The organism is Leptospira langatensis (assembly GCF_004770615.1).
Taxonomy (GTDB): Bacteria; Spirochaetota; Leptospiria; order Leptospirales; family Leptospiraceae; genus Leptospira_B; species Leptospira_B langatensis.
In genome coordinates this window covers 612,999-628,952 of the sequence record NZ_RQER01000004.1, presented here as the reverse complement: position 1 = coordinate 628,952, position 15,954 = coordinate 612,999, and the positions used below count along the sequence as shown (strand labels likewise).

13 protein-coding genes and 1 pseudogene are annotated in these 15,954 nt (G+C 44.0%); 4 read left to right on the top strand and 10 right to left on the bottom strand.

Annotation, left to right across the window (positions count from 1 at the left end; all coding sequences use genetic code 11):
* Positions 1-52: 52 nt before the first annotated feature.
* Together EHO57_RS07095 and EHO57_RS07090 are read left to right on the top strand one after the other, a co-directional pair.
* Complete coding sequence (locus EHO57_RS07095; protein ID WP_167882261.1) at positions 53-1,414, top strand: alkaline phosphatase D family protein; 1,362 nt, start codon at positions 53-55, stop codon at positions 1,412-1,414.
* Positions 1,411-2,268 carry an alpha/beta hydrolase gene (locus tag EHO57_RS07090; RefSeq protein WP_135644249.1) on the top strand — a complete coding sequence of 286 codons (858 nt, stop codon included), beginning with the start codon at positions 1,411-1,413 and terminating at the stop codon, positions 2,266-2,268. Before EHO57_RS07095 ends, EHO57_RS07090 begins: the two co-directional genes overlap by 4 nt.
* On the opposite strand, the gene mtnP is transcribed toward EHO57_RS07090, so the two are convergent.
* The 5 genes from mtnP to acs form a co-directional block, all read right to left on the bottom strand.
* Entirely contained in the window at positions 2,259-3,122 is an 864-nt protein-coding gene (gene mtnP, locus EHO57_RS07085; protein ID WP_135644247.1) for an S-methyl-5'-thioadenosine phosphorylase, read from the bottom strand. The two genes, EHO57_RS07090 and mtnP, sit on opposite strands and share 10 nt — an antisense overlap.
* A gap of 79 nt (positions 3,123-3,201) precedes the next feature.
* The gene (locus EHO57_RS07080; RefSeq protein WP_135644246.1) at positions 3,202-4,803 is read right to left on the bottom strand and encodes a methyl-accepting chemotaxis protein; all 1,602 of its coding nucleotides are present in this window, start codon (positions 4,801-4,803) and stop codon (positions 3,202-3,204) included.
* Between the two features lie 136 nt (positions 4,804-4,939).
* Entirely contained in the window at positions 4,940-6,535 is a 1,596-nt protein-coding gene (locus EHO57_RS07075; protein ID WP_425460775.1) for a methyl-accepting chemotaxis protein, read from the bottom strand.
* Positions 6,536-6,607: 72 nt separating this feature from the next.
* Positions 6,608-7,402 (bottom strand): cobalamin-binding protein, encoded by a 795-nt coding sequence (locus tag EHO57_RS07070; protein ID WP_135644241.1) that lies wholly within the window; start codon positions 7,400-7,402, stop codon positions 6,608-6,610.
* Positions 7,399-9,366, bottom strand: a complete 1,968-nt coding sequence (gene acs, locus EHO57_RS07065; protein WP_135644239.1) for an acetate--CoA ligase — start codon at positions 9,364-9,366, stop codon at positions 7,399-7,401. Before acs ends, EHO57_RS07070 begins: the two co-directional genes overlap by 4 nt.
* A 236-nt stretch (positions 9,367-9,602) precedes the next feature.
* Here acs and EHO57_RS07060 point away from each other — a divergent pair, with 236 nt between their 5' ends.
* Positions 9,603-10,343, top strand: a complete 741-nt coding sequence (locus tag EHO57_RS07060) for a lysophospholipid acyltransferase family protein (RefSeq protein ID WP_135644237.1) — start codon at positions 9,603-9,605, stop codon at positions 10,341-10,343.
* Here EHO57_RS07060 and folE read toward each other — a convergent pair.
* Positions 10,300-10,860, bottom strand: a pseudogene (gene folE, locus EHO57_RS07055) (GTP cyclohydrolase I FolE); the annotation flags it as partial. The gene EHO57_RS07060 and the pseudogene folE overlap by 44 nt on opposite strands.
* Positions 10,861-10,997: 137 nt before the next feature.
* Between folE and EHO57_RS07050 the strand changes: the two are divergent.
* Entirely contained in the window at positions 10,998-12,134 is a 1,137-nt protein-coding gene (locus EHO57_RS07050) for a glycosyltransferase family 4 protein (protein WP_135644233.1), read from the top strand.
* 114 nt (positions 12,135-12,248) lie between these two features.
* Here the strand turns inward: EHO57_RS07050 and EHO57_RS07045 are convergent, their stop codons facing one another.
* The 4 genes from EHO57_RS07045 to rocD form a co-directional block, all read right to left on the bottom strand.
* A complete protein-coding gene (locus tag EHO57_RS07045) occupies positions 12,249-12,440 on the bottom strand; it encodes a DUF1289 domain-containing protein (RefSeq protein ID WP_135644231.1) in 192 nt (63 codons plus the stop codon).
* A 7-nt stretch (positions 12,441-12,447) separates the two neighbouring features.
* Positions 12,448-14,223 carry a cation:proton antiporter gene (locus EHO57_RS07040; protein WP_135644229.1) on the bottom strand — a complete coding sequence of 592 codons (1,776 nt, stop codon included), beginning with the start codon at positions 14,221-14,223 and terminating at the stop codon, positions 12,448-12,450.
* A 138-nt stretch (positions 14,224-14,361) separates the two neighbouring features.
* Positions 14,362-14,691, bottom strand: a complete 330-nt coding sequence (locus EHO57_RS07035; protein WP_135644227.1) for a hypothetical protein — start codon at positions 14,689-14,691, stop codon at positions 14,362-14,364.
* A 27-nt stretch (positions 14,692-14,718) separates the two neighbouring features.
* A complete protein-coding gene (rocD, locus tag EHO57_RS07030) occupies positions 14,719-15,954 on the bottom strand; it encodes an ornithine--oxo-acid transaminase (protein ID WP_135644225.1) in 1,236 nt (411 codons plus the stop codon).

Genomic DNA, 15,954 nt, shown 5'->3' with positions numbered 1-15,954 from the left:
TTCTGCCTTTTTTTATTTGAAAGAAGTTTGCCCTAAGGCATATTTCTGGACTATGAGACGCAATAAGCTTTTATCATCCAGCCATTTGTTCATTTTACTGTTTGGATTCTTTTACTGCTATTTGTCAGTATTTGGTAAAAATATTACATCCGACACAGGTTCGCCTTCACCTATTAGATCGGGTCCTATGCTGGGATACTCAACTCACAAAGAGGTAAAGATCTGGGTTCAAACAAAATTACCTGCAAAAGTATATGCGGAGTATTTCTTAACGGACGACCCAAAAAGGAAACATCTTACTCAAGAAATTATTTCGGAACATAAGAATGCAAACGTTGCTCATCTTATCGCAGACGAACTGGAACCTGGGAAAAGCTACGACTATATAATTTACGTAAACGGAAAATACCAGGAGCCAAAGACGATCCAGAGGTTTAAGACCCAAACAATTTGGATCGGAAAGCCTTCCGGACCTCCGAATATAAAATTCGCTCTAGGAAGTTGTGCCTTCGTGAACGACCCAAAATACGATACCCAGGCCAAGCCTTACGGCGGAGAATACTTTATCTATAAAGCGATCGCCTCTAAGAATCCCGAGTTTATGCTTTGGATGGGGGATAATATTTATCTTAGAGAACCTGATTGGGAATCTCGCACTGGATTCATTTATAGATATACCGAACAAAGAGCATTGCCTGAATTGCAACCTCTACTTGCCAATGTGCATCAATATGCTATTTGGGACGACCATGATTGGGGGCCGAATGATGGAGATACTTCTTTTTGGATGGGAGCTACCGCAGAAGAAATGTTCAAACTCTTTTGGGCCAATCCTAACTATTCTAAAAAAGGAATATACGGTTCCTTTACTTGGGGAGATGCTCAGTTCTTTCTGACTGACGACCGTAGCTTTAGGACAGCGAACGATAATAAAACCGGAGAAAGATCCTATTTCGGAAAACGTCAATTGGATTGGTTGGTCAACGGGCTTGCCTTCTCTAAGGCCACATTTAAATTCGTAGTAGTAGGGGGACAGGTCTTGAACCCTTTGTCGGTCTTCGAGAATTATTCCACTTATGCGGAAGAGAGGGATCTTCTTCTTTCTAAGATCAAAAAATTGAAATTGAAGAATGTGATCTTCTTAACTGGGGATAGGCACTTTACGGAATTAGCCTATTTGGAAGAAGGATTCGAATATCCTCTCTATGATTTTACGGTCTCTCCTCTGACTTCTTCTACGCATCCTCCGATCACAGAAAAGAACCCGATCCGAGTAGAAGGCACGTTAGTGGACGATAAGAGGAATTTCGGTACTGTGGAGATCACGGGACCACTAAAGCAAAGAGTATTGAACCTTAAGGTTTTCGATTCGGAAGGAAAGGAGCTTTGGAATCGAGAGATCAAGGCTAAATGAAATTTCTGAAGACAATGCTTTATCTTCTCTCCGTAATTCTTCTTATATTCTTGGGCTTGGTCGGATTATTATATTATAACCAGGACAAGCTCATCTTCTTTCCGGAAGTATTGCCTGAAGACTATACGTATTCTTTTCCATATCGATTTGAAGAAGTGAGACTGGATTTAGAGGACGGAGAGAAGATCTACGGACTCTTCTTCCCTGCAAAAGGACCCTCAAAAGGTACAGTCTTATACTTTCACGGAAATGCCGGAAGTCTTAGATCCTGGGGTGGAGTAGCGGAGGATCTGGTGCCGAGAGGCTGGGATCTTTTGATGACGGACTACAGAGGATACGGAAAGAGCAGAGCAAGATTGACCGAAAAAGGAATGTATGAAGATGCCGAAAAATGGTATTCTTATCTGCAAGATCATAAGGCAAAAAAAGAAAATGATATCCTTATTTACGGCCGTTCCATAGGAACGGGAGTCGCACTTGAGTTAGGAACTAAAACCTCTCCCGCTCATATTCTATTAGAAACTCCTTATACTTCTATGGCGGACTTAGCTAAGGAATTTTATCCTTTTGTTCCAAGTTGGTTTCTGTCTTTTACTTTGGATTCAAAGAAGAAGATCGGAAATACAAAGTCCCCTATCACAATCTTTCACGGAGACCAGGATGAGATCGTGCCTTTTGAACAGGGCAAAGCGTTATTCGAAGTTGCAAACCAAGAGGGAAAGGAAGTGAGATTCATTCGGATAGAAGGAGGGAATCATAATAATCTTTCCTTCTATCCGAAATACCAAAAGGCTCTTTCTGATGTTCTAGATTCGGTCCATGCGAATCGAGGAAAAGCTAAGGTTCAGAGATAGTCCGGGAACATTACTTTCAGTTTGGCAACTGTATCCGGATTTCTGCGTTCTGGAGCAGTGATGATCGAGAATTTAGTACTGTTCTTTAAGCTCAGATCATCTCCATTCCCAAGATCGGAGATCAGTGAGGTTAAAAGTTTCTTAGCTGTATTTGCATTTTTGCTAAGGTTGCCCATCACCATTTCGGCGGTGACTGCTTCTTCATTCTCTCTCCAGCAATCATAGTCCGTAGACATACAGATCATTTGGTAAGCGATCTCCGCTTCTCTTGCGAGTTTCGCTTCCGGAAGAACACTCATATTGATGATGTCGGCTCCCCAAGAACGGTACATATGGGATTCTGCTCTTGTGGAAAATAAAGGACCTTCCATACAAACTAAAGTCTTATTCTCATGAATGGGAAGATTGATCTTATCTGCAGCTTTCTTAATGCGATCGCTCAGATTCTTTGAAAAAGGATCCGCAAACGGTGCATGAGCAACTACGCCTTTTCCGAAAAAGGTAGATTCCCTTCCTCTAGTTCTATCTATGATCTGAGCAGGAAGAACGAAATCCATCGGCTTGATCTCTTCTCTCAAGCTACCTACGGAGCTGAAAGCTACGATCTCTTCGACACCCAAGATCTTCAGGGCGCAGATATTTGCTTTCATGGGAACTTCGTGAGGCATTAGAAAATGCCCGACTCCATGTCTGGGAAGGAATGCGATCAGTTTGCCTTGGATCTTTCCGATCTTGATCGTATCGGAGGGTTTGCCCCAGGGAGTTTCGGGAAGGACCTCTTCAACGAGTTCCATTCCATCAAGACTGTAGAGACCCGTTCCTCCGATTACTGCCGCTTTTACTTTGGTCCCCATTCTTCTCCTCCTGATCGGGATTTATAAATTCCATAGAAGGAAATACCGGTCGCCTTGTAAAGAAGAAGGAGATAAACCCTTAGTTGGAATTATTGCTGAGCACCCGTAACTCGGAAGCCTTGGTCTTGATCTTCTCGATTTCGGAGTTCAAGTTGCTCGAGTCCTCGTTGATATCATTGATATCTTTTTCCAATTGCGACATGGTTCGGATCATTTCCTTCTGGCCCACTCCTTGTTCTTTTTCAGATTCGTTGATCTCATTTGAAACGGATTTAATGCTGTCCAACTCGCTTAAGAATTTACGAATGATATTCCGTTGCTCAAGATATAGTGCGTTCATTCGCACGATCCTGTCCGAAGTATCTAAAATCTTAAACTTCTGTCTCTCGGTTAGATCTCCCGTTTCAGTAGATGCGATCTTTGCTTCGTTGATAAAATTTTGGGATTGCTTGACGATAATAGAGATCGACTTCGCATTTTCCGAGGTAAATTCGGCAAGTTTACTCACTTCGTTCGCTACGACTGAGAATCCGCGCCCCGCTGCTCCGGCTCTTGCCGCTTCTATCGAGGCATTCAATGCGAGAAGATTGGTTTTATCCGCAATCTCTCCCATGATCTGGTTGATCTCATCCACCTTATTAAATGAATTCGTAATATCTACTAGATAAGATTTCGTCTTCTCCGCAGCAATGGTAACATTCTCCATATCTTCCTTGTTATCTTTGGCGAAGCTAGAAAGAGCGGAACTATATTCCGTGATATTCGAAACGATCCCTTCTAACTTTTGGGAATCTTCTACCAGTTCGTTTAGGCTCTTTGTCTGGCTCTCAATCGATTTGGAAGTATTGGAAGAAGCCGCCGAAAGTTCTTCTAACACCGCATTTACTTCTTCCAAGGCGGCTGCCTGAGACTCCATCTTCTCACTCGTGCGATTGATAAACTGAGCGAACTTGAAGATAGAATCTTCTAAACCTTCTGCGGAGCTATTGATAAAGACTTGGTTTTGTTTCAGTTTTTCGAGCAGAACTTCCGCATCTGAATGGAGTCTGTTCCCTTCTTCCGTTAATTTCAAGAAGAGCCTCATGAGTTGGGCCAGTATCACGCTCGCTACCATGATAAATGCAAGTTTAATGATCTCTGTAGAAGCACTTAAATTATGAGGAAGTTTTGCGAGTTCCGGATCCATTACGAATCCGGCACCGTTCATTAGGGCGCAGCCCAAGGCGATACTAGCTCCTAGTGTAGAAACTAGCCCTACCAGAAGTACAAAATTCTTTTCACCTAGTAAACATGAGTAGATCATAATATAAAAATATATAAAGAATAGAACCACGTTTTTAAGAGTGCCTGCGGCAATATCCGGGCTCACAAAGCAATCCAAGATGAGAGTGATACTTAGGACATTTACATCGAATAAGACCAATGTCTTATGAAATCCAACGGATATGGTTTTTCTCCGATTCATGATAAAGTTAAGAATACAATAGAAACCCATGAAAGCGGTGCCGCCCGCATGTACTAAGAATTGCAATGGCTGAAAGCTTTTGTAAGCGCCTGCCAAAGAAACAATGAAGAGAATTACTAAGCCAAGACGGATGCGATTGATCACGATCGCTCCATTCTTCCAGATTTGCAGAATTGTGCTGTCTGCCGAGTCGGCCTTACGTTTGGAGAATTCCATTCCTATTCCTCTTATAGCGAAAGTCGGAGGAATACGTTTGTATTTGGATCTGAATCCTCCGGAAAGATCGGTCGGAGAGACCGTCTTTCCGAATAGACGGAAATTTACGTTAGGACCAACGGCCTTAAAGGAAACTTTAAGTTGAGGAATGTCCGCTCAAGATCCGAAGTTCTCCCGCTTGGGTCTTGATCTTTTCAATCTCGGAATTTAGACGGCCCGAGTCTTCGCTGATCTCGTTTATGTCCTTTTCCAACTGCCCCATGGTCTTGATCATCTCATTTTGGCCTACAGTTTGCTCTTTAGTAGATTCCAAAATATCGGTAGAAGCTCCTTTGATATGAGACAGTTCCGTTAGAAATTTCTGCAGAATAGATTTCTGTTCCTTATAGAGATCGTTCATTCGTATAATGCGATCCGTGGTATCGATCAGTTTGAACTTTTGTTTCTCTGTCAGGTCTCCTGTTTCTGCAGAAGCGGTCTTTGCCTCGTTAATAAAACTTTGGGATTGTCTCACGATAGTCGAAATCGATTTCGCGTTTTCCGAAGTAAAGTCTGCGAGTTTACTTACCTCGTTCGCTACAACCGCAAATCCTCTTCCGGCTACACCCGCACGAGCTGCTTCGATAGATGCGTTTAACGCGAGAAGATTTGTCTTATCTGCGATCTCACCCATGATTTGATTGATCTCGTCTACCCGATTGAAGGAACTAGAGATATCCACTAAGTAAGAGTTCGTCTTTTCAGCGGCGATGGTAACGTTTTCCATATCCGCCTTGTTATCTTCTGCAAATGCAGAAAGAGCTTCGCTATACTCCGTGATATTCCCAATGATCTCTCCCAGTTTTTGCGAATTACTCGCTAGTCCGGAAAGACTTTCGTTCTGTCGTTCGATCGATTGTGTATTATTGTGAGAAGCTGCCGAAAGTTCTTCTAGTACGGCATTCACTTCTTCTAGAGCGGCAGCTTGCGATTCCATCTTCTCACCGATTCGAGAGATATAACCTGCGAATTTACCGATAGAGTCGTCCAGGTTTTCCGCCGAATTGCGAATTACGGTCTGATTCTCCTCGATCCGGTTTAAGAAGACCTTTGTCTCGCCATAAAGACGAGATCCTTCTGACGTAAGATTATCGAAAAGACGCATCAATTGGTACAAGATCACGCTGGCAGTGACCATGAAACCGATCTTAACGATCTGGACGGAAAAAATAAGAGTGTCCGGATCTTTTGACTTGGCGGCATCTTCTGTTAATACTAGGCCGCTCTTCCATCCGATGTATAAAGCAAACGCAACACCCAAAGCAGTAAGAAATCCGATCAAAAGAACGAAACTCTTCTGTCCCAAGAGAGCCGAGTAGATCATTATATAAAAGTAAATAAAGAACAGGATCATATTCGCCAATGTATCTCTGGCAACGACTGCGTTAATGCTGCAGTCCGCGGCCATGATCGCAGAAAGAATGATCACGTCCAAGACGACCAAAGTCTTTTGGAAAGAGATGCCTACCTTACCGCCTCTCGCTAAAAAGAATTCTAAAAGACAATAGAGAGCCATCAGCCCTGTTCCTACGGAGTGAGCGATTACTTGAGTAGGATGGTTGGTCTTAGAAACGCCAATCAGGGTCAGCACGAATAGAACCACCAGACCTAGACGGATACGGTTGATCACGATCGCTCCGTTTTTCCAGATTCTTGTAATGGACGATTCTTCCGATATTCCTGAATTTACGATGGAACTCATTCGCTGACCTTCCGACTAAAATATTGTCTTTATTTTCAAATTTGAATAGCGGACAGGCCGCTATTAGATCGAGGCCCTGGCTTTGTCCAGGATCCTCTCTAATTCTAGAATGCCTTCTTCGAATAAGGCAGGGCCGGGTTGAAGTATGATCGCCGGGTCCATTTCGAATATAAGATTTTTCTTAATTGCAGGTAAATCTTTCCATTCTTCGCGGGAGCGAACCCAATCGAAGTCCACAGGCTTTCCACACCAGCTTCCTAGAATGGCGTCTGCTTTAGATTCTGCCACATCGTGAAAGGTCACGATCCTGTCCTTTGCGAGAGACTTCTCTTTCAAATAAGAGAAGCAGTCTTCTGCTCCGAGAACCCCTAAGAGCTCGGAAACCCAGCGGATCCCAGTAATAATGGGTTGGTCCCATTCTTGGAAGAAGATCCGTATCTTAGGCTTAGAAGAAGATCTGGATCGGATCTCTTCCAGTCTTTTGCGATAGCTTTCTACTAAACGGATCACCTCGGTCGATTTTCCGATCAGTCCGCCTACCATTAGAATAGTTTGAAATATTTCTTCCAAACTTCTTTGGTTGGTTACGAGAACGTTCAGTCCTTCTTTGACTAGATCATGAGCTAATTGCGCTTGGATATCTGAGAACCCAATGACCAAGTCCGGATTCAGTTCCTTGATACGCTTTATATTCCCGTTGATAAACGCGGAAACTCTTGGCTTCTCTTCCTTGGCTCTGGGAGGACGGACAGTGTACGCAGAGATACCTACGATTCTATCCTCTTCTCCCAAAAGGTAGAGAAGTTCGGTCGTTTCTTCCGTTAAACAAACGATTCTTTCCGGCCCAACGCGACTCAACTGTGATACTTCTTCTTGTCCTCTATTAATTTTTCTACAACGCTTGGATCCGCTAGAGTGGAAATATCACCCAAGCCTTCGAATTCTCCGCCTGCAATTTTACGCAGGATCCTTCTCATGATCTTTCCGGATCTAGTCTTAGGGAGTCCGGGAGCCCAATGGATCACATCGGGTCTTGCAATCTTACCGATGATCTTTTCCACCGTGGAGATCAGCTCTTTTTTGAGTGAGTCATTTGTGGTCACTCCCTCTTTTACGGTAACATATGCGTAAATCCCTTGGCCCTTGATATCATGAGGGAAGCCTACGACTGCAGCCTCTGCCACGGAATGATTTTCTACAAGGGCACTTTCCACTTCTGCGGAACCAATTCTATGACCGGAGACGTTGATCACATCGTCTACGCGACCGGTGATCCAATAATAACCGTCTTTGTCCCTTCTTGCTCCGTCCCCCGTAAAGTAGTAACCTTTATAAATGGAGAAGTAAGTATCGTAAAATCTTTTTGGGTCTTTGTACACGGCTCTCATCATAGAAGGCCAAGGAGATTTGATCGCTAGATTGCCGCTAACTTCTCCTTTTGAATTGATCTCTTTTCCGCCATCGTCCAGTAATACCGGCTCCACTCCGAAGAAGGGAAGGGTAGCCGATCCTGGTTTTTGAGCGATTGCCCCCGGCAAAGGCGAGATCATGATGCCTCCCGTTTCTGTCTGCCACCAAGTATCTACTACGGGACATCTGGATTTTCCGATATTCTCGAAGTACCATTCCCAGGCTTCCGGATTGATCGGTTCTCCTACGGAGCCGATCAATCTTAGAGATTCCAGGCTTCGTTTCTGGATTAGATCGGTTCCTTCTCTCATTAAGGAACGGATCGCGGTAGGCGCAGTATAGAAGATGGTAACTCCATGTTTGTCGATCACGTCCCAGAATCTTCCTGCATCCGGATATGTAGGAACTCCTTCAAACATGAGAGAAGTAGCCCCGTTCGAAAGAGGACCGTAGACAAGATAACTATGACCGGTGACCCAACCGATATCTGCAGTACACCAGTATGTATCCGTAGGCTTGATATCGAATACATAATAAAAGGTCATATTCACTCCGAGCAAGTATCCGCCCGTAGTATGCAGAACCCCTTTCGGTTTTCCTGTGGAGCCCGAGGTATACAGAATGAAGAGAGGATCTTCCGCATTCATTTGTTCCGGTTCGCAATACGCGGGAAGTTCCGGATCGTTCATGAGATAATGCCACCAATGGTCCCTGCCTTCTTTCCAATTAAGAACGGTTTCTTCTCCCGTTCTTCGGACCACGATTACATCGTTCACTTTCTCCTTGGTTTGGTCCAATGCAGTATCTACAGCCTTCTTCAGATCCAGACTCTTTCCGCCTCTGTATCCTCCGTCGGACGTGATGATGATCTTAGGTTTGCAATCTTCTATCCTACTCACTAATGCTTCGGGGGAGAAGCCTCCGAAAACTACGGAGTGGATCGCTCCAATCCTAGTACATGCAAGAATTGTAATCGCGAGTTCGGGGATCATGGGCAGGTACACCATGACTACATCCCCTTTCCTGATACCATTCGCTTTTAGTACGTTCGCAAACTTGTTCACTTCTCTATAAAGATCGTGATAGGTATAGGTCTTAGACTCGAGAGGGTTGTCCCCTTCCCAGATCAGGGCAGCTTTGTTTTTAAGAGGAGTATCCAGATGTCGGTCCAAGCAATTATAGGAGACGTTTAGTTTAGCTCCCTTGAACCACTCTACTTTAGCGTTCTTAAAATCGTGTTCTAGTACTTTGTCCCATTTCTTAAACCAGGTAAGTCGATTTCCTGCTTCCCTTCCCCAAAATTTTTTGGGGTTCTCAATGGATTCCTTATATAATGCCTTATAATCTTTTAGAGTGATGTTTGCCGTTTTCTTAAAATGAGAAAATGGTTGGACGATTCTTTCTTTTGCCATCGTTCTCCTCCGCAAAATCAAGTAAGATGTTAAATAAAATATGGCTGTCCACTCATTCTCTCATACGGAAACAGGAATGCGATCCTGATAAAAGCTTGGCGGAAAAAATGAATAGGGCAGCCGCTTTGAATTTTCCGATTGAAGGCAACTCTTCCTACTTCAGGCGCTTTACATAAAATCTTGTTTGTTATAAAAAAAGGAATGCTCCCCGACCGCGTTTCAACAAGCTCGCCCCAATGTCGGAAAAATTGGATACTCGCAATAGTTTTAAGCGTAAGCTATTAGTTTGGTTGGTGCCCACTCTAGTCGTTTTTTTACAGAGGATCATCGGACTCACCTCAAGAAAGGTGGAATTAGGTAAGGAGCATTTTAACTCTCTTTATCCTTTGAAAAAGCCGTTTATTCTCAGCATTTGGCATACGAACGTTCTTTATTCACCTTATCTGAATAGAAATCGTAAGTTAGCCGTTTTGATCTCCGAATCAAAGGATGGAGATTTCATTACAGGAGTGGTGCACCGATTCGGTAACGGAAGTATTCGCGGGAGCTCTTCCAAAGGCGGTTCAAAGGCCTTAAAGGCAATGATCGTTCACTTGAGAAAAAATCTTCCCGCTGCGTTCACGCCTGACGGGCCTAGAGGTCCGGCTTTGATCCTTCAACCGGGAGTCATCGCGGCCGCCCAAGTATCTCAGGTCCCTATCTTACCTTTTCATTATGAATGCACAAGACAGTGGATTGCTAAGTCTTGGGACAAGCACAGGATCCCTAAACCATTCACAACCTTTGTGATCTCTTACGGGGAACCGATCCTAATTCCAAGAGATCTGGACGAGGCCGGTTTCGAAAAAGAAAGGTTGCGAGTGGAGAAAGCAATGCTCGAAAACAAAGCTCGAGCAGAGCAAAAAGCAGAAGAGCTTAGAAGCAAAAAATCTGTTAGGTCGAACCAGTCCGAATTAGATCTAGAAACTCGCTCCTAGTCACCATATTGGTCTTGAACTCTCCGAGCATACAGGAAGTGAAAAGCTCGGAGTTCTGTTTTTCTACTCCTCTCATCATCATGCAAAGATGCTTTGCCTTGATCACTACTGCTACACCGAGAGGATCTAGCACTTCCATAAGTGCGTAAGCGATCTGCTCGGTCATTCTTTCTTGTACCTGTAATCTTCTCGCAAACACATCTACGATCCTAGGGATCTTAGAGATACCGATGATCTTCTTATTGGGAATATAGCCTACATGTGCCTTTCCAAAAAAAGGAAGAAGATGATGTTCGCAGAGGGAATACATTTCTATGTCTCGAACCAGAACCATACCCTGACTATCCTCTTCAAAGATAGCTCCGTTTACGATAGAGTTCATATCCGCTCTATAACCTGAAGTTAGGAATTCGTAGGATTTGCGAACTCGCTTAGGAGTGTTTACGAGTCCTTCTCTCGAAGGATCTTCTCCGATCGCTTTCAGTATGTTTGTGACTTCTTCTTCCAATTGTATCTCCGCCCGAACGAGGAAAATATTTTTATTTAGACTATGATCTGGACAAGTCTCAGCAGTTTAATCCTGTTTTCAAGGGAAAAGCGATCGAACGGCTTGCCATTCCGACTTAGTTCTATAGGATGGCCTTTACAAGTTCGATGGCTCAAAAATGGATTCAAATCGGTTTCGATGCAAGAATGATCGCCCATTCCGGGATCGGATCACGTATCAAAGGAATTCTGAACGAACTGGCGGGGCTTGCCTCTAAAAAGAATATCGCCATCACTCTCCTAGGAGATCCGGAACTTTTAAAGAAAAACCTAGCACCGAAAGTTTTGAAACAATACCAAATTTTGGAATATCGGGCAGGTATCTACTCCCTTTCCGAATGGAAAGGAATTCGTGAGATGGAGAATTTTGATCTATTGGATATTCCTCATTTCAATGCTCCGTTGAAATATTTGGATCGTTGTATCGTAACCATTCACGATATCATTCCGTTCAGAATGAAACAGTTTCATTCTTCCTTATTAAAACAGATCTATCTTCGCTTGGTGTTTTGGATGATCGGAAGAAGGTCCGCTTCCGTAATTACCGTCTCCGATTTTACAGCCAAGGATGTGCATGAGGTATTTGATTTTTCGTTCGATCAAATGAAGACCATCTATAACGGTCTGGACCAAGATGTATTTTATCCGCGAAGCAATTCGGAGAAGAAGTCGTTCTTGCAAAAATACGATTTGGCATCCGGATACTTACTGAGCGTAGGAATAGGCAAGGAGCATAAGAATCTCGGATTCGTTTTGAGATCTTTCAAGTCTCTTTGGTCGGAGAAAAAACTCAAACAGAACTGGGTGATCGCCGGCGCGGGAGGCAAACTACCTGAGTATCTGAAAGAAGAAGCAAAAGGTTGGGAGCATAAGATCCATGTACTTCCGTATCTGTCGGAAGATGAATTAAGCATTTTATATTCTGCCGCTGGCTTACTCGTGTATCCTTCTCTCTACGAAGGTTTCGGTTTTCCTCCGGTAGAAGCCCAGTCCTCCGGATGTCCTGTGTATTCTTCGGATGCGAGCGTATTGCCTGAGATCTTAGGAAATTCTGCCTTCTATTTTAACCCTACAAATTCCCAAGAGTTCGAGACCAATCTACTTGGTTTGCTTGCATCTTCAAAGAAATTAAACTCGAAAGTGAAATCGGGTCTTCTGAATGCGAAACGGTTCAATTGGAAGAAGTCGGCGCATCAAGTTGTGGGAGAGTATCTTAGAGTTCTCAAAATGAGAAATACTCAATAAGCTCTCGATTTTGTGGGATCAATCGAAAGCTTTATCAATGGAAGTTTGAATTGCTTATCGAATTTCGATAGAAGGACTTAAAACGTTTTTAAATGCGTGTTGCAAAAAGGAAAATTATAGATTTCGAAAGTAATCTTTTCCGAGAGTTTCCTTTCTCTCTTCGATCTTGATCCGGATTGCTTTTCTTTCTTCTTCCGTGTATATGACCCAGCGACCGATCTCTTCTAAGGTCCGAAAGCAACCTTCGCAGAGCCCTGTTTCAGGATCCATGGTGCAGATTTTGATGCAGGGCGAACGAACAATCATAGAAAAACTATTTGGCTCTTGCAGCCTTCTTCTTATTGGACGAAGTCTTTTTGGCTTTCGGCTTTGCTGTTTTTTCAGAACTTAAGCCGCCGCTATCTTCGACCATTCCCCTTAATTCTGTGAACAGGGAAAGTCCGGACAATCTACCTGGGACGATCACATGGGCAGCCCCATTATTTCTAAGCACGTCCGCTTCTTTAGGATCGTCCGTAGTAAGAATGATCCTAGGTTGGTGATGTCTGCAGATGCTTTTTAAGGATTCCAATAGTCTTCGGTTGGTCGTGCCTTTTAAGATCATGTCGGAGACAGTACAGACTACGTATCTCGCTTCTTCGATCCCTAAATGATGAAGGCTTTCCGGATTCGCCAAGTCTCCGTAGGCCCAACGAACTCCTTTGGATTCTAAGGTCTGTCTGTAGATAGGATTGAAGTCCACTACCAGGATCCTCTTTAACCAAGAAGGTCTGTCTTTTTCGATCCCTTCTATCAATCCCTGTGCGATCCGGAAATATCCAAGGATAACGATATCTCTTTTGGTCTCGCCGGTGATCTGGGATTCTAACGGTTCTCCTTTGTCTTTTACCCCGAATAAGGAGACGAATGCCATGATCCCTCTTGCGATCCTGTCGTTGAATAAGATCACGTAGGTGGAGATAATAGAGGCGATAATCATGGAAGTGAGTACGATTGCCTGTAACTCTTTTCCGATATGTTCTTTTTGAACACCCAAAGCAAGGATGACTAAGGAGAACTCGGAGATTTGAGCCAGGTTCAATCCGGCTACGATCCCTGCTCTCAATCCTTTGCCTGAGAAATAAACTGTAGGCGCAATGATCAGCACTCTACTGAGCAGGACGAATCCTATCGCTAAGAATGCTATTCCTAGATCGCTTGCACTTGGAGATTGGATCTTCATTCCTAATGCTACGAAGAATAGAGTAATGAAGAAGTCCCTGATCCCAGAGAGTTTGCTGATCACATCCGCGCCGTATGGGAACGCAGCGATACTCACTCCTGCGATCAAGGCTCCCATTTCCTTGGAGAGCTCCGCTTTTTCTGCGACACCGCATAAGAAGAAGCACCAGGCAATAGAAGTGATCAGTACTAATTCCGGTTTAGAAGCCGCAAATAAGAAGAGTTTAGAGAGAACGTAGCGACTGATCACGAATGCGATCAATACAAGAGCGCAGCCTTTTGCTAAGGATCCTAACACATTCCAGATCTGAGGGTCTTGTAGATCCGGTTGTATTCCCATGAAAAGGATCGCCCAGATATCTTGTAGGACTAAAACCCCTATGGTCAGTCTTCCGGCAACAGTACTGATCTCGAATTTATCATGGAGAAGTTTGACTACGATCATCGTAGAACTGAGGGACAATGCGATCGCGAAATAAAGCAGATCGAAATTTCCGGGAGCCGGTGGGAAGAAGGTCCTAAATGCGAACCAAGCCGCAATCACTCCCAAGAAAAATTGCAGAACTCCCAGAGCGAACATGGATTTTCCCATGCGAGCTAATTCTTTCAGATCGATCTCAAGTCCGATGATGAACAATAATAGGATGAGCCCGATCTCCGAGATCAGCTCTATACTGTCCTCGCTATGAACGTAGCCTATATGGAGTTTGGAGTCGATATAAGGTCCGAGTAAGGGTCCTATGAACAATCCGGCGACTACGTATCCAAGGACTAAGGGTTGCTTTAGCGCTTTAGCGATATGGGAGAAAAGCGTGGCAAATATGATACTGAGTGCGATATCTGTTAATAGGCTGAGCGAATGTTCCATCTGATCGGTCCGAATTCTCCCTTCGAAGTAAATTAGATTTTACGATATTACAAAAAGAAATAATTCCTGCAATCAGTCCATTCACTTTCTTTGATTTTCGGAGAGCCTCTCCGATAAGCGAATTCGACTTTTAAGGTCTCAGTCCTGAGATTTGAACAGATCCTTTACCGCGTCTTTGGCCTTGGATAGATTATAATCCTCTCTATCGATCAGGATGAAATCCAGATTTTCCTTTTCTATCCTTGCCAGTACTTTTGCGATCTCGGCCGCAGATTTGAGATTCGTAGCTAAATACTTGAATTTGGTCCCGCATTCAGGGCAGGCTCTATCCTTGGTATAATTCAAGCCTAGATGTTTGCATTTGCCGCAAGTGCCGTACAGATCGTCTATGATCATCAATTGAGAAGAAACTTCGGATACGCTTAGCTTCTGCCACACTCTGATGTATTTTTTATCTTCGGCTTGCATACTTTCAAAAAACCGAATTTTGAAAGATTAGTCAAGGGTTTTACGGATAGAGGATAAGATCAGGGACGTCGCCTCTTCTAGCTCTTCTTTAGTGATGCAAAGAGGAGGAGCGAAACGGATCGTATGGTCATGTGTTTGCTTGGCGAGTATTCCCACATCCAAGAGCTTGTAGCAGATCTTTTTTCCTCTGGGACCTGTTTCATCCGGAAAGAATTCGACTGCGTTTAATAAACCCTTGCCTCGGACTTCGCGGATTTTGTCCGGATATTCTTCTTTGAGTCGGCTAAGCATTTGTCTGAATTCTATTCCCCTTGCTTCGGCGTTCTCGGAAAGATTCTCATCTAATAAGACTTGCACGGCCGTAGTGGCAACTGCCGCCGCCAATGGATTCCCTCCGAAGGTGGAGCCATGGGTCCCAGGTTTCAAAGTAAGAACGACTTCATCAGAAGAAAGGACTGCCGAGACAGGCAGAGTTCCACCGGAGAGGGCCTTGCCGAGAACCAGAAGATCCGGTTTTACAGCTTCATGATCCCCAGCTAAAAGTTTTCCCGTTCTTCCAAGGCCTGTTTGTACCTCATCAAATATTAGTAAAACATTATGTTCGGAGCAAAGCCTGCGAACTTCTTGTAGATATCCTGGTTTAGGGAGGATGACTCCTGCTTCTCCTTGGATCGGTTCCATCATGAATGCTGCAACATTCGGATCCTTGAGTTCCCTCTCTAAAGAGTCCAGATCGTCGAAAGGAATGATAGAAAATCCGGGAATAAATGGGCCGAAATCGCCTCTGCTATTGTCATCTGTGGATGCGGAGATCGCGCCTAGACTTCGTCCCCAAAAGTTTCCTGCTGCGAATACGATCTTGGCCTGGTCTTTTGGGATCTTCTTCACTTGGTAACCCCAGCGTCTTGCGAGTTTGACTGAGGTCTCAGCCGCCTCGACCCCAGTATTCATGGGAACCATTCGATCGAAGCCGAAGGTCTCACATAAAAATTTCTCCATAGGACCGAGTTGATCATTATAAAAGGCGCGAGAAGTTAAGGTCAATTTTTCGGCTTGGGATTTGAGAGTGTCGATGATGCGAGGATGGCAATGTCCTTGATTCACTGCGCTGTACGCGGAAAGAAAATCGAAATACTTTCTATCTTCCGTATCCCAAAGAAAGATACCTCTACCTTTTTCCAAAACGACCGGAAGTGGTTCGTAATTGAAGGCACCGTATTTCTTTTCGATATCTAGATAGAATTGTGAGGATTGCGTCCGCAT